This is a genomic window from Halomonas halodenitrificans DSM 735, assembly GCF_000620045.1.
Taxonomy (GTDB): Bacteria; Pseudomonadota; Gammaproteobacteria; order Pseudomonadales; family Halomonadaceae; genus Halomonas; species Halomonas halodenitrificans.
Genome location: NZ_JHVH01000014.1, coordinates 34,083 through 56,768, shown reverse-complemented (window position 1 = coordinate 56,768; position 22,686 = coordinate 34,083). Strand labels below are relative to the sequence as shown.

At 62.9% G+C, this 22,686-nt stretch carries 19 protein-coding genes and 1 riboswitch; of the genes, 6 read left to right on the top strand and 13 right to left on the bottom strand.

Annotation, left to right across the window (positions count from 1 at the left end; translation table 11 throughout):
- Nucleotides 1–97 precede the first annotated feature (97 nt).
- Together pta and Q358_RS0107815 are read right to left on the bottom strand one after the other, a co-directional pair.
- Nucleotides 98–2,275 carry a phosphate acetyltransferase gene (gene pta / locus Q358_RS0107820; protein ID WP_027961542.1) on the bottom strand — a complete coding sequence of 726 codons (2,178 nt, stop codon included), beginning with the start codon at nt 2,273–2,275 and terminating at the stop codon, nt 98–100.
- Entirely contained in the window at nt 2,272–3,456 is a 1,185-nt protein-coding gene (locus Q358_RS0107815) for an acetate/propionate family kinase (RefSeq protein WP_027961541.1), read from the bottom strand. Before Q358_RS0107815 ends, pta begins: the two co-directional genes overlap by 4 nt.
- Before the next feature lie 131 nt (nt 3,457–3,587).
- Here Q358_RS0107815 and Q358_RS0107810 point away from each other — a divergent pair, with 131 nt between their 5' ends.
- Complete coding sequence (locus Q358_RS0107810) at nt 3,588–4,499, top strand: DMT family transporter (protein ID WP_027961540.1); 912 nt, start codon at nt 3,588–3,590, stop codon at nt 4,497–4,499.
- A gap of 8 nt (nt 4,500–4,507) precedes the next feature.
- On the opposite strand, the gene Q358_RS0107805 is transcribed toward Q358_RS0107810, so the two are convergent.
- Nucleotides 4,508–5,374, bottom strand: coding sequence for a diacylglycerol/lipid kinase family protein (locus Q358_RS0107805; RefSeq protein WP_027961539.1), 867 nt, complete (start codon nt 5,372–5,374; stop codon nt 4,508–4,510).
- Nucleotides 5,375–5,560: 186 nt separating this feature from the next.
- Between Q358_RS0107805 and Q358_RS0107800 the strand changes: the two genes are divergently transcribed.
- On the top strand, nt 5,561–6,061 hold the full coding sequence (locus Q358_RS0107800) for a porin family protein (RefSeq protein ID WP_027961538.1): 501 nt from the start codon (nt 5,561–5,563) through the stop codon (nt 6,059–6,061).
- Between the two features lie 88 nt (nt 6,062–6,149).
- Here Q358_RS0107800 and tenA read toward each other — a convergent pair whose 3' ends face one another.
- The 6 genes from tenA to Q358_RS0107770 form a co-directional block, all read right to left on the bottom strand.
- The gene (tenA, locus tag Q358_RS0107795) at nt 6,150–6,818 is read right to left on the bottom strand and encodes a thiaminase II (RefSeq protein WP_027961537.1); all 669 of its coding nucleotides are present in this window, start codon (nt 6,816–6,818) and stop codon (nt 6,150–6,152) included.
- A gap of 64 nt (nt 6,819–6,882) precedes the next feature.
- Nucleotides 6,883–7,010: riboswitch (TPP riboswitch) on the bottom strand.
- Nucleotides 7,011–7,026: 16 nt separating this feature from the next.
- Nucleotides 7,027–8,988 carry a glucans biosynthesis glucosyltransferase MdoH gene (mdoH, locus tag Q358_RS0107790; protein WP_027961536.1) on the bottom strand — a complete coding sequence of 654 codons (1,962 nt, stop codon included), beginning with the start codon at nt 8,986–8,988 and terminating at the stop codon, nt 7,027–7,029.
- Nucleotides 8,960–10,516, bottom strand: a complete 1,557-nt coding sequence (locus Q358_RS0107785; protein ID WP_043487858.1) for an OpgD/OpgG family glucan biosynthesis protein — start codon at nt 10,514–10,516, stop codon at nt 8,960–8,962. The genes mdoH and Q358_RS0107785 overlap by 29 nt, the downstream gene beginning before the upstream one ends.
- Nucleotides 10,517–10,758: 242 nt before the next feature.
- Nucleotides 10,759–11,688: a lysophospholipid acyltransferase family protein gene (locus Q358_RS0107780; RefSeq protein ID WP_027961534.1), complete on the bottom strand. Its 930-nt coding sequence runs from the start codon at nt 11,686–11,688 to the stop codon at nt 10,759–10,761.
- A 4-nt stretch (nt 11,689–11,692) separates the two neighbouring features.
- A complete protein-coding gene (locus Q358_RS0107775; protein ID WP_027961533.1) occupies nt 11,693–12,085 on the bottom strand; it encodes a DUF4870 family protein in 393 nt (130 codons plus the stop codon).
- An 85-nt stretch (nt 12,086–12,170) separates the two neighbouring features.
- Complete coding sequence (locus Q358_RS0107770) at nt 12,171–12,578, bottom strand: VOC family protein (protein WP_027961532.1); 408 nt, start codon at nt 12,576–12,578, stop codon at nt 12,171–12,173.
- Between the two features lie 47 nt (nt 12,579–12,625).
- On the opposite strand from Q358_RS0107770, the gene Q358_RS0107765 reads away from it, so the two are divergent.
- Nucleotides 12,626–13,267 (top strand): class I SAM-dependent methyltransferase, encoded by a 642-nt coding sequence (locus Q358_RS0107765; RefSeq protein ID WP_027961531.1) that lies wholly within the window; start codon nt 12,626–12,628, stop codon nt 13,265–13,267.
- Here the strand turns inward: Q358_RS0107765 and Q358_RS17935 are convergent.
- The 4 genes from Q358_RS17935 to Q358_RS0107745 all read right to left on the bottom strand — a co-directional run bounded on the left by Q358_RS17935 (nt 13,264) and on the right by Q358_RS0107745 (nt 17,738).
- Nucleotides 13,264–13,905, bottom strand: coding sequence for a c-type cytochrome (locus Q358_RS17935; RefSeq protein WP_051530244.1), 642 nt, complete (start codon nt 13,903–13,905; stop codon nt 13,264–13,266). The genes Q358_RS0107765 and Q358_RS17935 overlap by 4 nt on opposite strands.
- Nucleotides 13,906–13,912: 7 nt before the next feature.
- Nucleotides 13,913–15,514 (bottom strand): flavin monoamine oxidase family protein, encoded by a 1,602-nt coding sequence (locus tag Q358_RS0107755; protein WP_043487856.1) that lies wholly within the window; start codon nt 15,512–15,514, stop codon nt 13,913–13,915.
- A gap of 17 nt (nt 15,515–15,531) precedes the next feature.
- Nucleotides 15,532–17,007 carry a cytochrome c gene (locus Q358_RS16820; RefSeq protein WP_084286486.1) on the bottom strand — a complete coding sequence of 492 codons (1,476 nt, stop codon included), beginning with the start codon at nt 17,005–17,007 and terminating at the stop codon, nt 15,532–15,534.
- 233 nt (nt 17,008–17,240) lie between these two features.
- Complete coding sequence (locus Q358_RS0107745; RefSeq protein ID WP_027961529.1) at nt 17,241–17,738, bottom strand: RidA family protein; 498 nt, start codon at nt 17,736–17,738, stop codon at nt 17,241–17,243.
- Nucleotides 17,739–18,100: 362 nt separating this feature from the next.
- On the opposite strand from Q358_RS0107745, the gene Q358_RS0107740 reads away from it, so the two are divergent.
- From Q358_RS0107740 to Q358_RS0107730, 3 genes are all read left to right on the top strand, one after another.
- Nucleotides 18,101–19,936, top strand: coding sequence for an acyl-CoA dehydrogenase (locus Q358_RS0107740; RefSeq protein ID WP_027961528.1), 1,836 nt, complete (start codon nt 18,101–18,103; stop codon nt 19,934–19,936).
- Nucleotides 19,937–20,024: 88 nt separating this feature from the next.
- Nucleotides 20,025–21,656 (top strand): acyl-CoA synthetase, encoded by a 1,632-nt coding sequence (locus Q358_RS0107735; RefSeq protein WP_027961527.1) that lies wholly within the window; start codon nt 20,025–20,027, stop codon nt 21,654–21,656.
- Nucleotides 21,657–21,800: 144 nt separating this feature from the next.
- Nucleotides 21,801–22,646 carry a 3-hydroxybutyryl-CoA dehydrogenase gene (locus tag Q358_RS0107730; protein WP_027961526.1) on the top strand — a complete coding sequence of 282 codons (846 nt, stop codon included), beginning with the start codon at nt 21,801–21,803 and terminating at the stop codon, nt 22,644–22,646.
- The last annotated feature ends 40 nt before the right edge of the window (nt 22,647–22,686 follow it).

Sequence of the window (22,686 nt, the reverse complement as noted above, 5' to 3'; positions counted from 1 at the left end):
TTCTAGCCTTCGGGGGCGAAGGCTCTGGTACATCCAGCATATTCCCATTGGCGAGCCGCGGCCAGTCGCCGCGGCTGTCGAATGTCGTCGCGATGAATCAGCCGGCCTGAGCCGCCTGGATGGCGGTGAGGGCAATGGTGTAGACGATATCGTCGACCAGGGCGCCACGCGAGAGGTCGTTTACCGGCTTGTTGAGCCCCTGCAGCATGGGGCCGACGCTGACGACGTGGGCGCTGCGCTGTACCGCCTTGTAGGTGGTGTTGCCGGTGTTGAGGTCGGGAAACACGAATACCGTGGCGCGACCGGCAACCGGCGAATCGGGGGCCTTCTGGCGGCCCACGCTCTCGATGGCGGCGGCATCGTATTGCAGCGGGCCATCGATGCACAGCTCGGGCGATCGTTCACGGGCCAGGTGCGTGGCCTGACGAACCTTCTCGACGTCGGCGCCGGAACCGGAGGCGCCGGTGGAGTAGCTGATCATCGCCACCCGGGGCTCGATGCCGAAGGCCGCTGCCGAACGAGCGCTCTGAATGGCGATCTCGGCCAGGGCCGCGGCATCCGGGTCGGGATTGACCGCGCAGTCGCCATAGACCACGACCTGTTCGGGCAGCAGCATGAAGAAGATTGACGACACCTGGCGGTAATCCGGGGCGGTCTTGATCAGCTGGAAGGCGGGGCGCACGGTATTGGCGGTGGTATGCACCGCGCCGGAGACCAGGCCGTCGACCTCATCCTCGCTCAGCATCATGGTGCCGAGCACCACATTGTCCTGCAGCTGAGCCTCGGCGGTAAGCGCATTCACCTTGCCGGCCCGGCGTTCCACCATGGGGGCCACGTAGTGGGCACGGATGCTGTCGGGGTCGATGATCTCGAGTGTCTCGGGCAGCGTGATGCCGCGCTGGCGGGCGACATCCTCGATCTCTTCGCGCCTGCCGAGGAGGACGCAGCGGGCGATACCACGCTGTTGGCAGATCACGGCGGCCTCCACGGTGCGTGGTTCGCTGCCTTCGGGCAGCACGATACGCCGGTCGGCCTGCTGGGCCAGCAGGACCAGCTGGTGCCGGAAGGCGGCGGGTGAAAGCCGGCGTGGGTAGCCTCGACTCAGGGTTTCCTTGAGCCAGTGAAGATCCAGATGACTGGAGACGAAGCGAGTCACCTGCTCGGCGCGTTCGGCGTCATCGATGGGAATATCATTGGCCATGCGGTCGAGGCGCTTGGCGGTATCGAAGCTGTCCGAGTCGACCGACAGTACCGGCAGGCCGGTACGCAGGGCGGGACGACAGATATCCACCATCGACTCACTGGGCCGGTCGCCATGGGTCAGCAGTATCCCGGCCAGCGGTGTGCCGTTCATGGTGGAGAGTGCGGCGGCCAGCAGGATGTCGTCGCGATCGCCGGGAGAGACGACCAGACGTCCGGGCTTGAAGGCGTGCAGCGCACGGGAGGCACTGCGAGCGCACAGGCTGGTGCCCATGACGCGGCGGGTCGCGGCATCGCCTTCATGCAGGAACCGGGCATCCAGTGCACGGGCCACATCGAGGACGCGGGGAGCGGAGAGGGCGTCGTGCCAGGGGACGGCGCCGATCAGACGGAACTGCTGGCCGTCCAGGGCGGGAAGATACTCGCGCAGCGTATCGGCAAGCTCACCGTTGCAGTTTGCGGCCAGCTCCGGCGCGGCCAGCGAGGGACTGCTGGCCGCGGCAGGCAGAGGGCGAACGCGCATCAGGATGCACCCCAGGGTGCGGGCAGAGCGAACGCCATCGAAGGGCTGAGCATGAAGGTCGAGCTGTTCTGCCAGCTGGCGCGGATTCTCGAGGTCGCCATCGGCCACCAGGATCACGCGAGCGTCCAGGGCGCGCGCCAGCTCGGCATTTAGCTGGCCGGCATAGCTGCTCCGGGGGCTGGCGACCAGACCCTCGACGACGATCAGGTCCGGGTGGTCGTCGTTTTCGCTGTCGGCGGCCTGGGTGTGACGGGCGACGGCCTCCTCCATCAGGTCGGCGATGCGGGCGTCGCGCAGGAGTCGTTCCAGGTGTGCCTGAGACAGCGGTTCGGGCGGCGTGAGCCCCAGGGTCGTGCGGGCCAGTGCCGTGGAGCGGTCCGGGCCGGGTCCGTTGAACTCATCCTGACGGAAGGGGCGCAGGAAGCCGGCCTTGAGGCCCAGCGTATCCAGGGCGCGAATCAGGCCCAGGCAGGCCGAGGTGAGACCGACGCCGGTGCCGGTGGGTACCAGTAATAGGGTGCGGGGAGCGGGGCGTGTCGCACTGGCGTTCATGCAGGTGTCTCGTTGAGGAGTTGGCGGGTCTCGAAGGCGATCTGGCCCTCTTCATCGGTGGGAATCACCCACAGTTCGGGGCCAGGGGTGTTGGCATCGATGCGCCCTTCATGGCCGCCCACGGTAGCGGCGTTGGCGGTCGCCGAGAGACGCAGCCCGAAGTGGGGCAGGGCCTCCACCACTCGTGCACGCACGGCACTGGCGTTCTCGCCGATGCCGCCGGTGAAGACGATGCCATCGAGCCGGGGCAGGGCGCAGGAGAGAGCGGCCAGAGACTTGGCAAGGCGATAACAGAACACCTCGAGGGCGAGCTCGGCACCACTATGATGCTCGGCGGCGGCCTGCTCCAGGCGGCGCATGTCGTTGGAGAGCCCGGAGAGGCCGAGCAAACCGCTCTCCTTGTTGAGCAGGGTGTCAATACGCTCCAGCGACCAGCCGAGCTGGCGGCCCAGGTGAGCATGCAGGCCGGGGTCGACGTCGCCGCTGCGGGTGCCCATGACCAGGCCTTCCAGGGGCGTCAGCCCCATGCTGGTATCCTGGCTCTGACCCTGCCACACCGCACAGGTCGAGCAGCCGTTGCCCAGGTGGGCAATCAGCCAGCCGCCATGGGCGCGAGTGCTGAGGTGGTCGACACGGCCGCTGACATAGGCATGGCTGCTACCGTGAAAGCCGTAGCGTCGGATGCCGTGCCGGGCATAGAGGTGCTGAGGCAGGGCGTAGCGATAGGCCCGCGGTGGCAGGCTCTGGTGGAAGGCCGTATCGAAGACCGCGACCTGGGGCAGTTCGGGAAACAGGGCCAGGGTGGCGCGTACCCCTACCAGGTTGGCGGGGTTGTGCAACGGTGCCAGGTCGCCGGTGGTGTCGATGGCACGCAGTACGGCGGGGTCGATTCGGGTGGCAGCGGTAAATCGCTCGCCGCCGTGTACGATACGGTGGCCCACCGCTGCCGGTGCCGGGCCGTTCAGCACCTCCAGAATCACCGACATGGCCTCGTCATGATCGGCGCCGTGCAGGGGTTGAGAAAACTCGCGGCCGTCGGCATCCACGCCCTTGAGGCGGGCATCGGTGCCACCCAGTCGCTCGGCCAGGCCTGACTGGCGTGGGAGGGACGGATCATCCGGCACCAGGGCGTACTTGATGGAGGAGGAGCCACAGTTGATCACCAGGACCGGGTCGCGCATCGAAGAGCCTCGTGGAAAGGATGAGACGTTAGGCTAACATGGTGGTTTGCCACCGGCAGTGCCATGACTTGACGCGCGTCATATTCTGGATCGAAGAGCCTGCTGCCCTATTGTTCGTGCAAGGAAGCCCCATGTCGAAAGTCACCATGTTATCCCGTCCGCTGGCCATCATGCTGCTGTGCAGCGTGGCCACGCTGTTTGCCACCAATCATGTCGCCGCGCGCGTCGCCTTCGATGAAGGCACCGGGTTGCTGCTGGCGATTCTGGTGCGCTCCTTGGTGGCCGTGGTGGTGCTCGGAGCCCTGGTGCTACTGCAGCGCAAGTCACTGCGCCTGCCGGCTGGTACCGCGGGTTGGCAGCTACTGGTGGGACTGCTGGTCGTCGTGCAGAGCCTCTCGCTGTATTCGGCGGTGGCACGCATTCCAGTGGTGGTGGCGCTGCTGCTGATGAATACTCTGCCGATCCAGCTGGCCCTGATCAGCTGGGCGATGGGCGGCCCACGGCCAACGGCCCGGACGGCGCTGATCATGGGGGTGATTCTCGTCGGCCTGGTCGTGGTGCTCGATGTGCCGACCTGGATCGCCGACCCCGCTGCCATGGGGCCCGACTGGTTTCTAGGCCTGGGGCTGGGGCTTGCCGCCGCGTTTGTCTTTTCCTGGGCGTTATGGATTACCGAGCATCGCCTGGCCGGGGTAGGCAGCACCCTGCGCAGTCTGCTGACCATGCTCACGGTGCTGGTCAGCATGCTGGCGGCGGGCGCCGTTGGTTTGGTGCCGGGTGGCATGGATCTGCCGCAGAGCGCCACTGGCGCCTGGGGGCTTGCCGCGCTCGGACTGTTCTACGGCGTGGGCTTCTCCATCCTGTTTATCAGTGTGCCCCGCCTGAACATGGCGAGTAATGCGCCGGCGCTGAACATGGAGCCGGTGGCGGCATTGGTACTTGGCTACTTGATACTCGGCCAGACGCTATCCCCCGTGCAGCTGATGGGCGGCGGCATGGTCCTGGTGGGCATCGTGATACTGGGATTGTCGAACAAGGGGTAAGGGGCCTGTCAGCTGCCGGTAATCACCCGTAGGGCATCCTTGTCGATGCGGGCCTGTAGTTCGCTGACTTTCCCCAGCAGATCGCCGTCGGCGGTCACTCGGCGCCTGGACGTCATCTGGATTCGGCAGGCGGCTGTGTTGACCTGCAGCACGCTGTCGTCATCTGCTGGCGTCTTGCCGCTCAGGCGTGTGACCAGGAAGGTGCGCAGCAGCTGCCACCAGGGTCGGGGACGCACGGCGACGAGGGTCAGTTTGCCGTTGCGCGGCGAGGCGCCGGGTACCCGGGTTCCGCCGCCGAAGAAGGACCCCGAGGCAATGGCCAAGGATAGCCAGCGCTCTTCGCTGCGCTGGTTATCCGTCTCGATGCTGGCCGTGAAACCACGCATGAGCCCCAGGCGCCTCAGCTGCGGCAGCATGGCGGCATAGCTGAAGCGGCCGAGCCAGCGCTTGAGACGCGTGGAGGCCTGGGTGGTGGGCAGGGTGCCGAGACCGATATGCACCACGTTAAGAAACAGTTGGTCATCGAGCCAGCCGACATCGACTCGCTCTACCCGGGCTCTGGCCATCACCCGGCAGAGGGCGTCCGGGGCTTCCGGCAGGTTGAGGTTACGGGCGAAGTCGTTGGCGGTGCCGGAGGGCAGTATGCCGAGAATGGCGCCACGCTCGAGGCATGCCCGGGCGGCCCGGTTGACGCTGCCGTCGCCGCCGGCGACCAGCACGATATCGCCGGCCTCGAGGTCCTTGTCCCAGTTCTCCCCGGCCAGGTCGCGTACCCGCAGAGGCGTGATACCGGCACGCTCGAGGCGCGGCGCCCAGAAGTCGGCCCCGCGGTCGCCGCCGCCGGCTTTCGTGTTGGCAATCAACCAGTGGCGCATTCCTGAATCCTTTCCGGCGTCGAAGACCCTGAAAAATCAGTATAGCGGGGAGGTGCTGGCAACGGTATGTCGTCATTCGCCGACGTCGCGTAGTGGAACTTTGCACATTTGTCACTTGATACATCGTCGTAGAGCGAGCACACTTGTTGGTGTTAGGAAACAGTGTTCATTAATAAGGAGTGCGCCATGAAGACTCTTACCATCGCCGCTGTGACTTCCGTCTTTCTTGCCGCCGGTGCAACCGCCGCCCAGGCTCAGCAGCTCGTTTATCCCCAGGGCTATGTGGGCGGTGACGCCATGTTCTGGGAGCTCGAGCCCGATGGCCCTGCCGATAGCCGTGATAGCGTGGGCCTGCGGGTCAACGGCGGCCTGCAGTTCAATGATTACCTCGCCGTGGAAGGCCATCTGGGGGGTGGCGGCTCCGATGGCGCCGTCGAACTGGACTCCCTGGTGGGCCTCTATGCCAAGGGCATCCTGCCGGTCTCCCAGGAGTTCCGCCTCTATGGCCTGGCCGGCATGACCGAGGTGGACGGTGATGTCGATAGTGAATCCGGCTTCTCCTACGGCGCCGGTGCCGAATTCGATGTGGCGCCCAATGTGTCCCTGGGTGCCGACTACATTCGCTATCTGGACGAAGATCAATATACCTTCGACGCGGCCAGCGTAGGGGTGCGCTATCGTTTCTGAGCGTGACTGATACGAGCCGGATAAGGAGTGCCCCGCTGCCCAGGCAGCGGGGCACTCTGCATCATGGACGTGGAGGAAGGCGAAGGCCTTAGAGGCTCTGGTCGAGCCCCATCTGCCAGAAGTCGATCTCCAGGCGAGTGGCATCACGGAAGATGGTGGTCAGCTGGGCGAAACGCTCGGGCGTGACGTCGGCCAGGCGGGCATCGAGCCAGGCGATCTCGTCGTGCATGGCGGCCTGGAACTCGTCACTTGCATACATCTGCAGCCATTTTTCGAAGGGGTTGGCGTCTCCGCGTACGGTGAAGGGCTGCTTGGCCTGCCACCGGGAGATGGCGCCATAGCCCACCAGGCAGGGCGCCAGGGCCACGTGCATATCGAGCAGGTCGCCGCGGTTGCCGGTATCCAGTACATAGCGGGTATAGGCCATGGTCGCCCTGGCTTCCGGCAAGCCGGCCAGGTCGGCCTCCGAGATGCCCCATTCACGACAGTAGTCAATGTGCAGGCCAAGCTCGACATCGATGATGGTCTTGAGGCCCTCGAGGCCATGGCGCAGCTCGGTGATGTCGCGGCTCTTGTAGACGGCCAGGGCGTAGGCGCGCCCGAAATGGATCAGAAACAGATAGTCCTGCTTCAGGTAGTGACGAAACGCCTCATCCGGCAGGGTGCCGGCGGCCAGCTGACGCACGAAGTCGTGTTCGATATAGGCGCGCCAGTCGTCGTGGCAAGCCTGGGTCAGGTCGTCAAACTGGTAGCTCATCATGCCTCCGGTCAGGGAAGGTGATCCGGAGTGGGGCGCAGGGACGGGTAGGGGGCAGGAAGTGGCCATGCTACCGCTTGATCCCTACGCCGGTACTAGCCGGATCAGGTTCAACGGGCTTCGCCGTGATGACAATGATGGACTGTCATATGGCGATCTCAGCCGGCTCCACCGGCACCCCGTCAAGCGAGCCTTCTACTCTAGCACCCTAGCGTTTCCTTGCCACCTTTCGGCGGCGGGCCGGTGTGTTATGCCTCTCCGTGTATCGCGAGGCCTGGTGGTCGAACGCCGAGAAGGACTGTATCGGCATCTCGTCGGGAAGCTCTTCCGGTGGTGGCACAAGGGAGGCCTGACCGGTCGCGGCTGGTTGTCTCGCCAGCTCGCGAAGGACCACGGGAGGGTGCGTCTCGCTGGGCACCAGCAGCAGGCCGGCGCGGCGCAGTGCATGCCCCAGGGTCAGGCTGCTGCTCCAGCGCACCAGCGGCGCGGACAGCAGGAGTCCCAGCCATACCGGTGTCAGCCACCAGAAGAAGACGGGGGTGTACCACCAGGTAATGACGGCCCAGAGCAGCCCGACCAGGGTCGCCTGCCAGGTATGACGCCAGGCCTCTTGCCAGGGAACGGCGCGCCCCTCGCGCGACTGAGGATCCCAGGCCACGGTGCGTCCGCCGAGCACGCCGATGACGAATCGACTGTGAAATATCATCATCATGGGCGCGATCAGCATGGCGAAGAGGGCTTCCAACAGCACGCTGGCCGCGAGACGAGAGCGCCCGCCGAACTCCGCAGGACGTCGCCTCAGTGCCAGTATCAGCCCCAGCACCTTGGGCATCAGCAGCATGGCCAGGGTGCCGGCCAACAGAGGCATGATCAGGGGGGGAGGGGCGAGGGGCCAGTCGGGGAATAGTTGGGCACCGGAGGTAAAGAAGTTCGGCTCGGTGAGGGCGCGGGTCAGGGCGTCTGCCGTGCTGACCGCCAGGATCCCCAGCCAGATCAGCGAGGCGATGTAGGCCAGGGCGCCGAACAGGAAATGCAGGCGGCTCATGGCGTGCAGGCCTCGCCCGAAGAGCAGGCGCAGATGCTGGAGGTTACCCTGAACCCAGCGTCGGTCGCGCTTGGCGAAGTCGAGCAGGTGGCTGGGCATTTCCTCGTAGCTGCCGGCGAGGTCGGTCTGCATCTGGACCTGCCAGCCGGCCCGGCGCAGCAAGGCGGCTTCGACAAAGTCATGGCTAAGGATTTCGCCCCCCAGTGGCGGGTCGCCCGGCAAGTCGGGCAGCCCACAGCTTTCCATGAAGGCTCGGGTTCGCAGGATGGCGTTATGGCCAAAGTAGTTGGCGGCATCGGCGTGCCAGAAGCTTAATCCCGCCGCCAGCATGGGCGCATAAAGAGAGGCAGCCAGCTGGTTGGCGCGACCGAACAGGCTGTCCTGACGCACCGGGATCGGCACCGTTTGCAGCAGCCCCAGGCGTGGATTGGCCTGCATGGCATCGATCAACGAGACGATGCTGGCGCCGGTCATCAGGCTATCGGCATCCAATACCAGCATGAAATCGTAGCGGCGGCCCCAGCGTTGGCAGAACTCGGCCAGGTTGCCGGCCTTGCGGCCGACGTTGCTGTTGCGATGGCGATAATGCACGTCGCACTGCCTGGCCAGCCGTGCCTGGAGGGCGGCTACCTGGGCCGTCTCGTCGGCGATGATGGCGTCGTCGGTGCTGTCACTGAGTATAAAGGCCTCGATCTGCCGCTCGGGGGCGTCATTGGGCAGGTCGCGGCAGGTGGCCTCCAGGCCGGCGACCACCCGGGCCACGTCCTCATTGTGGATCGGCATGGCCAAGACGGTTCGCGACCGAGTGCCGGAGGGGGAAGCCACCGACCGGCGTCTCGACAGGGCTACCGGGTCGCGACGGGTTAGCGTCAGTATGAAGCCGATCACCGCACTCCAGAAGGCGATGGTGATCCAGCCAAAGGTGATCGTGAATAGCCCCAGGATGATGAGCTCCAGGGGAGACACACCCCCCACGATCAGGATCCGAAACATGGCCCAGACACCCAGGGCGACGGTCCCCGCGAAGAGCAGGGCAAAGAGCAGGCGGCGCGTCCCGCGCCAGGGCGGCGGTGTCGAGTCGGCCGGGGAGCAGGGATCAGCGGAGCGCATCGGGGTACCAGACATAGTTCCAGGTTTCCGTCAGGCGGTGTTGATTCAGGGTCAAAAACAGGCGCATGTCGGCCGGCTGGTCCTTATCGGGGGCCAGGCGAAAGGTGGCGCGCCATGCCTCGCCCCCCGGAAGACGCTCTACCCGAGGGTCGAGGATTTCGCCACTCGAGCTTTCCAGTGACAGCTCGACCGGTTGACTCGCAGCGAGGCTCGACAGCTCGCCGCCATGGAAGTCGACCACGAACTGTCGACGGCTGTGGGGCGGCGGGTTTTCCTGGCCGGGAACCGCCGCCCAGCCCTGACGAGTGCGCAGCACCCGCGCTACCTCTTGCCCGGGGGGCACGGCGGCGAAGGTGTGGGTCCGATAGCGATAGGTGCGAGCCTCGCCGGCGGCGAGCGACTGCTCGGGCACCCAGTAGGCGGTGATATTGTCGTTGGTTTCGCTTTGACTGGGGATCTCGACCAGTTCCACGCTCCCCGGCCCCCATGCTTCCAGTGGCTGTACCCACTGGCTGGGGCGGCGTTCATAATGCGCTTCGGTATCCAGGAAGGCCTGAAAGTCACGTTGGCGCTGGATCAGCCCGAAGCCTCCAGGGGCCTGGTCCTGGAGGCGAGAAAGCCTGAGGTTCTCCGGGTTGTTCAGCGGCCGCCAGATCCATTCACCTTCGCCGGTCTGCATGGCCAGGCCACTGGAGTCGTGGACCCTGGGGCGAAAGTCGTCGTCGGGGTGGCGGCCGACCTCACCATGCAGGTACATGCTGGTGAGTGGCGCAATGCCGAGTTTCTCGATTGTCTCGCGGGCGAACAGTCGCGCCTCGGTATCGACTATGGTGTCCTCCCCGGGACGGATATCAAAGCGGTAGGCGCCGGCCACCGAGGGGCTGTCGAGCAAGGCAAGGATGGTCATCCGGGTATCGTCCGGGCCGGGCTTCACCAGCCAGAACTCACGAAACGCCGGGAATTCCTCGCCATGGGGGGTGGCGGTGTCGATGGCGAGTCCGCGTGTCGAGAGCCCGTAGCCTTGCTCTCGCCCTGTCAGGCGGAAGTAACTGGCGCCGAGGAATACCGCAAATTCGTCGCGGTATTCACCACTGTTTAGCGGATAGTGCAGGCGAAAACCGGCATGGCCGATGTCGTCGAGGGGAAGCTCGGCAAGCGGGGAAGCGTCGCCGTCATAACGGAACCGTTCCTGGCGAAAAGGCAGGGGGGACACCTCTCCCTGGTCATCGACCAGGTTCAGGCGTACGGGCTCGGTATAGAGGAAGCCGGGATGAAACAGCTGTACCTCGAAGAGCCCCTCGTCCTTCCAGATAGCCTGGTCCGGGCGAAAGCGGATCTCCCGATATTGGTCGTATCCCATCTCTACCAGCTCGGTGGGCAGTGACGGCTCGGGCTCCTGATAGGGCTCGGCGGCGAGCTGTCGAGCCCGGTCGGTGATCTGGTCGAATAACTCGCCTTGCGTTGCTGCCGAGGCATTCTTTGTCAGGGCCAAGGCCAGGGCCAGCGGCAATGCAAGGCTTAAGCGTTGCAGTGTCGTCTTCACCTGCAGCTCTCTCTCTGTTATCCCGCCGGCATTCCCTGCGCAGGCCGGGCCAGGAGAAGAATGTGATGCCCCAGGGTGGATCGTTGTTATATGAATTCGCTATATGGCTTCGTTATATGACCCTGGTGCCTGCAGATTAGGCTCACATCCTCGGCAAGAGTTCCGCTACGTTTCGTGAGGTGCCAGGCGCTAGGCGGGCTCAGACCGTGGCATCAGCCGGTTCGGCCTGAGTCGATCCGGCGTCAGTAGATCCGGAAGCGACGGTGGTCGGGATGCCCTTCCTGCTCCTGGATTACCTTGCGATAACGCTTGTACTCCCACTGGTACTGGGCGGGGTCCAGGGCGATGGCTGCCTCGACACAGGCATTGACGCCGGTGGCGGACGTCACTTCGTCGGCGGAATAGACGCGCTCATCGGCCGCCAGGAAGTGAATCTCGAAGCCCCGGCCGGGTAGGCGTCGCGCCACCCCGGTGACCACGCGGGCCTCGGTGCGGGCGACGAGCTTGGGCAGCAGAGTTGCGGTATAGGCGGGGCGTCCGAAGAAGGGAGCGAAGACGCCGCTGCCCCAGCTCGGCTCCTGGTCGGGCAGGATACCGATCGCCTCGCTGCGCTTCAGCGCCTTGAGCAGGGCCGCCACACCGCGGGGGTTGGTCGGGACCAGGCTCGCCCCCATGCGCTCGCGGCCGGCGCGGGTCACGGCGTCGAGCTCGCCGATCTTGGGCGGTTCGTACATGGCGGTAAAGGGGAAGTGGCTGGAGAGCCAGAAGTTGAGGATCTCCCAATTGCCGAAGTGAGGCGCCAGCACGATGACACCGCGACCCTCGGCGCGCGCCTCGTCGAGCAGCTCGCGGCCATGGATGGCCAGCAGGGAGGATTCGACGCGCTCGGGCTCGCCCATCCAGGCGAAGCCGATCTCGAGCATGGTGGCGGCGGAGTGGGTCAAGCTGTCACCGGCGAGCCGGCGTCGCTCGGCAGCGCCCATGTCCGGATAGACCTGGACCAGGTTGGTCTCGGTCACCTCGCGCTCGCGGCGGCTGAAGCGGTGCACCAGCGGGCCGATCAGGCGGGCGAGTCGCCACAGGGTGCCAGGGCCTCGGCCGGCCAGGGAACGCCACAGCATCTTGATGGCGCGAGCCTGGATAGTGCTCGTACGGGAAGGCGGTGTGGCCATGGCGTTAGACCAGCCAGGTGTCCACGTTTTCGGGAGAACGCTTCTCCTGGAGCCCCTTGAAGCCCTTGACGCAGCGGATCACCAGCCACACGACGGCCACCAGCCATAACGCGAAGCCGATCAGCACGAACATCAGCACGGCGGCCAGGCCGAAATAGAGCATGCCGATCCAGAAGGTACGAATCTGATAGCGGTAATGCTGGTCGAGCCATTCCGGGCCCTTGCCACGGTAGACATAGGCAATGACCACGCCCACTAGAGCGGTCAGTCCACCGGTGATGATGCTTGCCAGATAGAGGGCATAGATGACCATGGGCAGCGTCGTGTCGACCGGCTCGGGGCTCTCGATGATTATGTTTTCACGATGCGGGTCGTCGTTGTGCAGGTTGTCGCTCATGCGTAGACCAAGGTCCTGGTTCGGTTTGGGAAAGTAGACAGTTACATGATACCCGGCGAGGGCGACAATGCCACCGTCGAGACCATCAAGGGGTCTCGTCGGCCTCGGAGGCAGGACGCAGCGGCCGGCTGATCTCCAGCAGGTTGCCGTCCGGGTCGCGCAGGTAGAGGGATTCGAGCTTGCCATTGGCGCCCTGGCACTCTACCGGCCCCAGCTCGATCTCCACGTCCAGTGCTTGCAAGTGACGCGCCACCTCGTCCAGGGGGAGCAGGCTGCGCAGGCAGAGGTCGAGGCTGCCGGGTGTGGGGGTGCCGGCGCGGGGCTCGATATCGGTAGCGGTCCAGTGCAGGCGTAGGGCCAGGTCGCCGAGGATCAGATCGACGCGTTCGCGGTCGCGGTAGCGCACCTCGAGCCCCAGCACGCGAGAGTAGAAGTCGACCGCACGGGAAATATCGGTCACGGTGATGACCAGATGATCCAGACCTGACAGCATTCGTCTCTCCTTGGAGAATGGGGATGTTGCCCCAGAGGATACGATGGATGCCGACCTGCCCGCTATGCACATCCGTGGATACCGCCTTCTACCACCGGGATACGCGGCGCGAGTATCATTGCTGCAGGCGTTGCGCGCTGGTGTTCGTACCGCCGGCCTTCCGGCTTGCCCCCGAGGCGGAGCGGGCGGTGTATGACCAGCACGAGAACACGCCGGACGACCCCGGCTATCGCCGCTTCCTGTCGCGGCTGTTCGAGCCGCTACGCGAGCGCCTTTCCGACGGGACCTGTGGACTCGACTTCGGGGCCGGACCGGGGCCGACGCTGTCGGTGATGTTCGAGGAGGCTGGCCATTCCATGGCCATCTACGATCCCTTCTATGCGCCCGACTCGTCGGTACTCGAGCATACCTATGATTTCATCACCGCCACCGAGGTGGTCGAGCACCTCTTTTCTCCCGGCAGGGAGCTGGCGCGACTCGCCGCTCGGCTACGGCCCGGCGGCTGGTTAGGGTTGATGACCAAGCGGTTCACCGACCACGCCGCCTTCACACAATGGCATTACATTCTCGACCCGACCCATGTGAGCTTCTTCAGCGAGGCCAGCTTTCGCTGGCTGGCCGATGAACTCGAGCTTGGCATCGAGTTTCCCGCCGCCGACGTGGTGCTGTTGCATAAGCCCCTTGACTAGTGACGCACTCGAACAACGTCTTCGGGGGTGACGTCTGACTCTAGCTGGTTGCCGAAGCTTGTACGCAGGTAATTGACCACATCGGCAATCTGCTGGTCGGATAGCTGGTCGCGGAATCCCGGCATCCCACGAAAGCCGTTGAGCACGACATCAATGGGGTAGAAGGGGGAGCGTAGCCGTTCATCACCGACAAACGAGGGGTAGTCACCGGCCTCGCTTGCGCCCTGACCGTCCTCCATGTGGCAAGCCTGGCACATGGTATGATACAGCTCTTCACCGCTCTCGGTGGAGAAGCGGCTGTGATCCGCGAAGAGCTTGTCCCACTCGGGCTTCACCTCGAAGTCTTGCGCCGTGTAGGGCTCCGGCAGGTTTTTGTCAGGCGGCGTCCGGGGCTGCTGCAGATTGATGTTGGCGCTATCGTTCGTCCAGGGAGGAGTGCCTCGTTCGCCGGCGTCCTTGGCTAGCCCTGAGCTTGTTTCCTTTCCTTGCGTTTCTGCCCTTTCAGCACCGTTGTTGTTCGGGGATGAACTCACGACAGCTGTTTTATTGTGATCAGCGGGAACGGCTGTATCGGCATTTGTCGTGATGGGGAACGTGCCAATGCCGAGAAAAATCACCGCAAGCGTAATGTTCTTCATTGCTACCTCAAATTCTGGCTTCAGCAGTAGCCTTTTCATGGAGGCGTTTACTGGCATCCATGCCGGAGAGAATCGCCCCTTCCAGCCAGGCAGGAATGTATGAACAGTGCTCGCCCGCGAGCACCAGACGGTTGTCGATCTCGCATAACGTGTCGTAATGAGCTTCACGAAGCTCGTCCGTCCAGAGACCGTAGCATCCCAACGACCAGGGAGAGAGGTGCCACGACCAGGAAACACCGGAAATAAACTCATCTTCATACTGAGGGTGTATCTGCTTCCCATAAGCCACGGCAAGTGCAACACGTTCCCGTGCGCTCATGGACGACATGGTAAAGCTGGTTGCATCGTCAATGGTGTAGGCGCCCAGCAGCACCGCTGGACCATCGCTGAAGTAATCATACATCGGGTATGATATGGCCTTTATCGGCAAGTCCGTATAGGTGACCCCGCCAAAAATACTTTCATCCTGCTCCCAGAAGCGTCGTTTGAACTCGAGACCGGTTTTCACAGAGCTGGCGTAGGGCACGGCCGCTATTGCTTCACGCAAGGCAGGTGATGCATCCACTGGAGTCTGGCTGAGAATGGAAAGGGGGATCGTGCATATGCACCAGTCGGCAGTACGCGTCATGACATCGTCCGGTCGGTCCGGGTCGATATAATGTACAGTTACCTCGTTGTCAGACTGGTTTATCCGTACTACCTTTCGGCCGTACTCGATCAGATCGCCTACCTCGCCCGCAAAGCCGCGGGCAATTTCCTCCATGCCGCCGACAGGCTCGAACATCATGTGCTGGTATGAGGTGTTGAAATAGTCAAGCAGCATTCCCCACAGGCCCGAGTGCAAAAGTTCTTTAAAGTCCAACGGTTCGCTGGGTGAAGGCTTGGGCATCAACCCGCCTGCAGGCCAATCCTTGTAGCCTCGATAGGCACTCGCTTTCAGGCTTTTTTTATACTTATGATCCTCGCTCAGGTGGCCCCATTCACCAAGCTGGGAAAGCAGAGACTCACAGTCTTCCTTGGTAAGGACATCGTCGAGGGCATGTTGGTTGGTTGCTTTTGCAAGCAGCTCCGATGTATAGCCATGTATATCGGTAAGAACCTCTCTAATGCGCTGCGGTTTTCCTCCGAAAGCTTCGGATGAATGTACGTAGGCGTTGTAGTTAAGCTGTATGAAAGGTTCCAGCTTGACGCCGAATTTCTTGCAGTAATGAAGTACTCCGTAGTGATGGTAAGGGATGCGCCATGGGCCGGGATTTATATAGTTGCCAGGTGCGAAATTACAGTGCTGTGTTTCACCGGATAGGTCGGTGACGGTATCGCCGCTGTGAATCGTGTAGCACCGTCCACCGGGGCGCTGGTTATACTCCAGAATACTGACATCATAACCCGCCTTTCGCATTTCATAAGCGGCGGTCATGCCGGCCAGGCCGGCGCCCAGTATCAAGATGCTCTCTCCTGATGGCGCATCGGAGAGGTCCAGCTCGCGGGTAAACGTTGAGCCTTTGGCAAAGCCCATAGACGTCATTGCCGAATACATAGCGGTTGCGCCGGCTGTCTTGCCAATCATCGCCAGCAGATCGCGCCGCGTCAAAAAGGGGCTAGTAGTCATTTGACGAACCTTATCCTTTAAGAGTGAGCCTCGGGGCGGCTTTCAGTATGGGAACGCTGATGACGCCGACGGCGCCATGTCCAGATTCCGCCTACTATCAGCAATAAAATAATTAGCACGCCAGCCCAGGCCAGCACTGGTGCAAAGCGAATTAAAGTGGAGGTGGGTTGTTTGCCGGAAGCGATATATGCCACGTCATCTTCTTCGATATTGCTGGACGAGTGCTCGCCGAATTCCGTACGCACAAAGTTGGCGATATCGGCGACTTCCTGGTCGTCTAGCTTGCCCTCAAAGCCCGGCATAAGCGGTCTGGGGGTCGCACCGTTATAGCTAATGCCCTCCAGGACGACGGCTATCAGGTTTCTCGGGTTGGCACTACGAACTGTTGTATTACCTTTCAAGCTTGCGTAGTGAGAGTCTGGTTGACCCATACCATCATCTCGGTGACAGGCTGCACAGTGCTGCGCATAAAGGCCCTCCGGTGAGCTCGGCTCCTCAATGTCGTTGGATTTCAAGCCGTTCTCTTCGAGTTCATCGCTTCGATAATCCGTGGCCTTGATGACTACCGGCTCAAGCTGCGCCAGCGGAACGCCGAGCTCAGGATCGAAAACGGCATGCTGCTGTTTTTCATCGCTGATGGCCGGCACTGCTTTTAAATACGCGGCTATCGCCATGCGATCATCTTCGGTGAGGTACTGCAGGCTATGGTGAACGGCCTCACCCATTGGACCTGCGGCCTGGGCAAGATAACCTGCCTGACCATGTTTGAGGTAGTCCGCCAATTGTTGGTGGCTCCAGGCGCCAATGCCCGATGTGTCATCGCTGGTGATGTTCGGTGCATACCAGCGGCCTAGCTGGGCGCCACCCAGATACTGGTCGTAATCGCTGCCCATCATGTCGTCACGTGGCGTATGACAGGTGCCACAGTGGGCCATATGGTCGACAATATACTGACCGCGTGCCTCGCGGTCATCAAGCCCTTCAGGCGGGGCGTATTCGCCAAGATTAATGGCATTCCACACGGTCATCGAAAGACGAACGTTGAAGGGAAAGCTCAGGTCGGTTTCAGCCTCAGGCGCACGGTCTACCGCTGGAACACTTTGCAGGTAGGCGTACAGGGCCTCTATATCCTCATCCATCATGCCCTGATAGGAAGGGTAGGGCATTGCCGGATAGAGGTGTTTTCCGCCGGGGGCCTTTCCCTCACGCAGCACGCGGGTCAGATCACTCAGAGAGTAGCTGCCAATTCCATACTCTTCGGAGGAGGATATATTGGGTGCGACGATATCGCCCAGCGGCGTGCGATTGGCTTGCCCACCTGCATAGGGCGTTCCATCCGGGCCAATATGGCAGGCAATGCAGTCTGTCGCCTGAGCAATATACCTGCCCCGCTCCACAAGCTGTTCCTGCGGCTCGTCAGATAAAGCCGTCGTGGAGCTGGCCAGGCCTCCTATCAATAGGCAGGCTGCCGCCGAAAAATATTGAAGCCGCATATTACTACCCTGTTATATTAATGAGACCATGCAGTGAACGTAAAAGCCAGCTACCCAAGTCCTGTCTATTCAATCATGTTAATAAGGCGTAAGCCTGAGTGTTGGGCACCCAATGCCGAAAAGGTAAAGCATACAACGTCTGGTGAGGTAAAAAGCTGGATCCCTATGAGCACGAATTTTTGATAATCCCATGGCATCCAGCCTAGTAGAGGAGCGCTCCAAAAATCAAAGAATTATGGGCGAGCCGCGGAGACCTCGATCTCAATCAGCCATCCAGGGTTTGCCAGGGCGGCGACCTCCACGGCAGAGCGAACTGGAAGATTAGGCTGGTCTTCGGTTCCAAAAAACTGCTTGTATGCCCTCATGAAGCCCGAAAAGTCTACTTCCCCGTCTTCTGCGACAAGAAATACCTGCATTCGGTAAATGTCAGCCATGGTGAGCTCAAGGGACGCAAGGCTTTTCTGAATGGACTTCAACGCAGAAGTGGCCTGCTCCTCCATGGAGCCGTATGCCTCAATGCTCTCCCTTGTGGCGTCTTCGTTGATTTGCGTAGGCACCTGGCCGCTTAAATGTACCAGGGTCTTGTCAGCCGGGACTTCGACGGCCAAGGAGATAGGGAAGTCAGTGTCAGGCAGGTCATGACGAATCACGCCACCTTCCTCCGCTAGTACAGGCGTCATGAACCCCGCCAAAAGCGTAGCCATTGCTGCCTTCGAAAGTAACTTTTTCATTACTAGCTCCTTTGCAACTATCTCAAGGAAATCGATCTTTTCTGGAAAGATTTTTAAGAATGGTTTATCTGCATTTGCGTGTATTTATATGAGAAAAGCGAGAGAGATATCGGTTTTTCTTGATCTTGTGGCACACCCATTCTTGCTGTACGCAACTTAAAGCAGCATAGCAGGTACTGTGTTGACCATCGAAGTCGCTGACCCTGAATTTTTCATCATTAAGCGGCCCGTGGCGTTCAGCGTCCAGGAGGTGGCGACACTCGCCCCTGTGCGGGGCGCTCGATATTTAAGACCTTGGGCTAATGGTCGGCAGAAAGTAGTGAATCTACTATCGCCGTTATCATTTTCCCCGAGGTGCTTCGATGATTCCCTTTGCCGCTCCCGTTCGCGATTTCCGCTTCGTGCTGGAAGAACTGCTCGAACATGGCTCGTTGTCACTGCCCGGCTTCGAGGAAGCCAGTCCCGACCTGGTCGAGGCGGTGCTGGAGGAAGCCGCCAAGCTGGCCGGTGAGGTCTGGGCGCCACTCAATGCCAGCGGCGACCAGCAGGGTTGCACCCGCCGTGACGATGGTGGCGTGGACGTGCCGGAAGGCTTTGTCGAGGCCTACCAGGCCTACGCCGAAGGCGGCTGGAATGGCATCGGCGTCTCCGAGTCGCTGGGCGGTCAGGGGCTGCCCGAGGTGGTGGCGAGCGCGGTGCAGGAAATGCTTCAAGGCGCCAACATGGCGCTGGGCCTGTGTCCCATGCTGACGGCCGGTGCCATCGAGGCGCTGGCCCACCATGGTAACGAAGCGCTGCGCTCTACCTACCTGCCCAAACTCGTCGAGGGACGCTGGACGGGGACCATGAACCTGACTGAGCCCCAGGCCGGCTCCGACCTCTCCAAGGTGCGGACCCGTGCCGTGCCCCAGGAGGACGGCAGCTATCGACTCTTCGGCCAGAAGATCTTTATCACCTGGGGCGAGCATGATGCCGCCGAGAACATCATTCACCTGGTGCTGGCGCGCAAGCCGGATGCCCCCGAGGGCAACAAGGGGATCTCGCTGTTCGTGGTGCCCAAGTACTTAGTCCATGAACCCCAGGTCCATGAACCCCAGGTCAATGAACCCGGGGCCAGCGCCGATGTCACCCTGGGTGAGCGTAACGATGTCGTCTGTGCCGCCCTCGAGCACAAGCTGGGCATCCACGGCTCGCCTACCTGCACCCTGAGTTTCGGCGAGAAGGACGGTGCCATCGGTTACCTGGTCGGTGAAGAGGGACGCGGCCTCAACCATATGTTCACCATGATGAACGAGGCGCGCCACAAGGTCGGCATCCAGGGCGTCGGCGTGGCCGAGCGCGCCTGCCAGCACGCCGCCGCCTACGCCCTGGATCGCACCCAGGGCCGCAGCCCGCGCTCGGGGCGCCAGGACTGCACGATCAGCGATCACCTGGATGTGCGGCGCATGCTGCTCTCGATGCGTGCCCGTACCGATGCCCTGCGTGCCCTGGCGCTCTACTGCGCCGCCCAGCTCGACGTGGCGCGCCATGCAGCAAACGATGCCGAGCGGGTTGCCGCCCAGGCCCGAGTCGACGTCCTGATTCCGGTGGTCAAGGCGTTCTCTACCGACCAGGCCGTCGAGATCGCGTCGCTGGGGATTCAGGTCCATGGAGGCATGGGCTTTATCGAGGAGACCGGTGCCGCCCAGCTGCTGCGCGATGCGCGCATTGCGCCCATCTATGAAGGCACCAACGGCATTCAGGCCCTGGATCTCGCCGGGCGCAAGCTGCAGCGCGACGGCGGTGCCGCCCTGGCGGGATTGATCGAGCAGGTAGAGGCCACTGCCGAGGCGCTGGCGGCGAGCGCCGATCATGCCGGCCTCGGCGAGAGCCTGTCGGGCGGCGCCGCCGATCTGCGTGCCGCCATGGCCACGGTGCTGGAAGCGGGCGCCGACCCGGAGAGTGGCGCCGATGCCGTCCAGGCCTATGCCACTCCCTTCCTGAGTCTCGTCGGGCATGTGTTGTGCGCCTGGCAGATGGGTCAGGCGGCGCTCAAGGCCAGCGCCGCCCAGGCCAACGGCAGCGCAGACTCGTTCTATGCCGCCAAGCGCCTGAGCGCCGACTATGCGATTCGCCAATGGCTCCCGGTGGGGAGGGCACAGCGCGCTGTGATCGAGGCCGGGATGGCCAGCCTGGCCGCCTTCGAAGTCGCTCACTAGTCTCAACACCAGGCGTTCGCCGCCGGCTCCGTGCCGGCGGTCACACCACCAACCTTCCATGGCCATGTGCCAGTTCACGGAGCCACCCATGAGTCAGAGCATCTTCGAGCAGGGTCTGCCCAAGACCGCCGCCAACCATGTGCCGTTGTCACCGCTGACCTTTATCGAGCGAACCGCCTCGGTCTATCCAGACTACCCGGCGGTGGTCTACGGCGAGCTACGCCGCGACTGGGGCACCACCTGGGAGCGCTGCCGCCGTCTTGCCTCGGCGATCGAGAAGCGTGGCATCCGGCCCGGTGAAACCGTGGCCGCCATGCTGCCCAACGTGCCGGCGATGTTCGAGGCCCACTTCGGTGTGCCGCTGGCAGGCTGCGTGCTCAACACCCTGAATATCCGCCTGGATGCCGAGGCGATCGCCTATATGCTGGAGCATGGCGAAGCCAAGGCGATCCTGGTCGACCCCGAGTTCGCGGATGTGATCGAGGAGGCGGTCGGCAGGCTCGAGAGCAAGCCGTTGATCATCGATGTGGCGGATCCCGAGTTCATGCCCGAGGGGCGCGTTATCGGGGAACTGGAGTATGAGGCGCTGCTGGCCGAGGGCTCCCCGGACTACGCCTATCGGCTGCCCGAGGACGAGTGGCAGGCCATCTCGCTCAACTACACCTCCGGTACCACCGGCAAGCCCAAGGGCGTGGTCTATCACCACCGTGGGGCCTACCTGAATGCCACCAGCAACATCCTGGTGTGGGCGATGCCGCATCACCCGGTGTATCTGTGGACCCTGCCGATGTTTCACTGCAACGGCTGGTGCTTCCCCTGGACCATCGCCGCCACCGCCGGCACCAACGTCTGCCTGCGCAAGGTCGAGGCGAAGAAGGTGATGGACCTGATCGCCGACGAGGCGGTGAGCCACTTCAGCGGTGCTCCCATCGTGCTCAATGGCCTGGTCAACCTGCCGGAGGAGCAGAAGCGCGACTTCGAGCATCCGGTGAAGGTCACCACGGCCGGCGCGGCGCCGCCCGCCTCGGTTATCGCCGGGGTCGAGACGCTGGGCATCGACGTCACCCATGTCTACGGGCTCACCGAAGTGTATGGCCCGGTGACCTCCTGCGCCTGGCGTGCGGCGTGGGACGAGCTGCCCATGGAGGAGCGGGCCAGGCTCAAGTCACGCCAGGGGGTGCGCTATCACATGCTGGAGGCGCTGTGTGTGGCCGACCCCAACACCCTGGAACCGGTCCCCAAGGATGGCCAGACCATCGGCGAGATCCTGATGCGTGGCAACAACGTGATGAAGGGCTACCTGAAGAACCAGGCGGCCACGGAACAGGCCCTGGAAGGCGGTTGGTACCATACCGGCGACCTCGCCGTGTGGCATGCGGATGGCTACATCGAGATCAAGGACCGCTCCAAGGACATCATCATCTCCGGTGGCGAGAACATCTCCACCATCGAGGTCGAGGATTGCATCTACTCGCACCCGGCGGTCGAGGAGGCGGCAGTGGTAGCCAAGCCCGACGAGAAGTGGGGCGAAACGCCCTGCGCCTTCGTCACGCTCAAGATGGGCTATGGCGAGGTCACCGAACAGGACATTATCGATCACTGCCGCAAGCAACTGGCGACCTTCAAGGCACCCAGGACCGTGATCTTTACCGAACTGCCCAAGACCTCCACCGGCAAGATCCAGAAGTTCGTGCTGCGCGACGAAGCGCGCAAGCAGTAACTGTCGACCGCCAGCGAGAAGAGCGAGAAGGGACTGTCTCCGGCAGTGGCGCCGATGCTGGCGAAGAGCATAAATATTGACCTGATGGCTCGGTCGGGGACAGTCCCTGACGGTTGACAAGAAACAGATCACAGGAGAGTGCAGATGAGTGAGCAAGCGATCGGTGTGGTAGGCGCCGGCACCATGGGGCAGGGCATCGCCCAGGTGCTGGCACAGAGCGGCTTTTCGGTCCGGCTCTATGACGTGGCCGAGGAGCAGCTCCAGCGCGCTCGCGGCGCCATCGACAAGGGGCTGGGCAAGCTGGTCGCCAAGGAGAAACTCGCCGCGGCCGACCAGCAGGAGACCATGGCACGCCTGGACACCACCACCGCACTGGATGCCCTGCGCGACTGCGAGGTGATCATCGAGGCTGCCCCCGAGCAGCCGGCCCTCAAGGAAAAGCTGTTTCGCGATCTGAGCCGCCTGAGCCATGAGGCGATCCTGGCGTCCAATACTTCCTCGCTGTCGCTGACCCGGCTCGCCGCCGTGTGCGAGCGGCCCGAGCGTGTGGTGGGCATGCACTTCTTCAATCCGGTGCCGGTGCTCAAGCTGGTCGAGGTGATCCGTGCCGAGCAGACGTCCGACGCCACCGTGGCGCGCATCGAGGCGCTGACCCAGGCGCTGGGCAAGACCGCCGTGGCGATCGGTGACTCCCCGGGCTTTGCGGTCAACCGCCTGCTGGTACCGATGATCAACGAGGCCGCCTTCCTGCTCCAGGAGGGCGTGGCCAGCGCGGCGGACATCGATGCTTCCATGAAGCTGGGCGCCGCCCATCCCATGGGGCCGTTGGCCCTGGCCGACCTGATCGGCCTGGATGTCTGTCTCTCGATCATGGAGGTGCTGCAGGAGGGCTTCGGCGACCCCAAGTATCGTCCTTGCCCGCTGCTCAAGCGCATGGTCGCCGCCGGCTATCTGGGGCGGAAGAGTGGCCGCGGCTTCCACGTCTATTAAAACGACGCTTCCTTATCCCGGATACTGCCAAGGGGGGATT

Excerpts from the sequence above, each read along its gene's own strand:
- Q358_RS0107815 (WP_027961541.1), bottom strand. The coding sequence starts at position 3,456 with ATGCGCGACCCGGTCCTGGTGATCAACTGTGGCTCCTCCTCCATCAAG.
- Q358_RS0107775 (WP_027961533.1), bottom strand. The coding sequence starts at position 12,085 with ATGAGCGACAACCTGCACAACGACGACCCGCATCGTGAAAACATAATC.
- Q358_RS0107810 (WP_027961540.1), top strand. The coding sequence starts at position 3,588 with ATGTCGAAAGTCACCATGTTATCCCGTCCGCTGGCCATCATGCTGCTG.
- Q358_RS0107745 (WP_027961529.1), bottom strand. The coding sequence starts at position 17,738 with ATGAAAAAGTTACTTTCGAAGGCAGCAATGGCTACGCTTTTGGCGGGG.
- Q358_RS0107740 (WP_027961528.1), top strand. The coding sequence starts at position 18,101 with ATGATTCCCTTTGCCGCTCCCGTTCGCGATTTCCGCTTCGTGCTGGAA.
- Q358_RS17935 (WP_051530244.1), bottom strand. The coding sequence starts at position 13,905 with ATGAAGAACATTACGCTTGCGGTGATTTTTCTCGGCATTGGCACGTTC.
- mdoH (WP_027961536.1), bottom strand. The coding sequence starts at position 8,988 with ATGTCTGGTACCCCGATGCGCTCCGCTGATCCCTGCTCCCCGGCCGAC.
- tenA (WP_027961537.1), bottom strand. The coding sequence starts at position 6,818 with ATGAGCTACCAGTTTGACGACCTGACCCAGGCTTGCCACGACGACTGG.
- Q358_RS0107765 (WP_027961531.1), top strand. The coding sequence starts at position 12,626 with ATGCCGACCTGCCCGCTATGCACATCCGTGGATACCGCCTTCTACCAC.
- Q358_RS0107755 (WP_043487856.1), bottom strand. The coding sequence starts at position 15,514 with ATGACTACTAGCCCCTTTTTGACGCGGCGCGATCTGCTGGCGATGATT.
- Q358_RS0107730 (WP_027961526.1), top strand. The coding sequence starts at position 21,801 with ATGAGTGAGCAAGCGATCGGTGTGGTAGGCGCCGGCACCATGGGGCAG.
- Q358_RS16820 (WP_084286486.1), bottom strand. The coding sequence starts at position 17,007 with ATGCGGCTTCAATATTTTTCGGCGGCAGCCTGCCTATTGATAGGAGGC.
- Q358_RS0107805 (WP_027961539.1), bottom strand. The coding sequence starts at position 5,374 with ATGCGCCACTGGTTGATTGCCAACACGAAAGCCGGCGGCGGCGACCGC.
- Q358_RS0107780 (WP_027961534.1), bottom strand. The coding sequence starts at position 11,688 with ATGGCCACACCGCCTTCCCGTACGAGCACTATCCAGGCTCGCGCCATC.
- Q358_RS0107735 (WP_027961527.1), top strand. The coding sequence starts at position 20,025 with ATGAGTCAGAGCATCTTCGAGCAGGGTCTGCCCAAGACCGCCGCCAAC.
- pta (WP_027961542.1), bottom strand. The coding sequence starts at position 2,275 with ATGAACGCCAGTGCGACACGCCCCGCTCCCCGCACCCTATTACTGGTA.
- Q358_RS0107770 (WP_027961532.1), bottom strand. The coding sequence starts at position 12,578 with ATGCTGTCAGGTCTGGATCATCTGGTCATCACCGTGACCGATATTTCC.
- Q358_RS0107800 (WP_027961538.1), top strand. The coding sequence starts at position 5,561 with ATGAAGACTCTTACCATCGCCGCTGTGACTTCCGTCTTTCTTGCCGCC.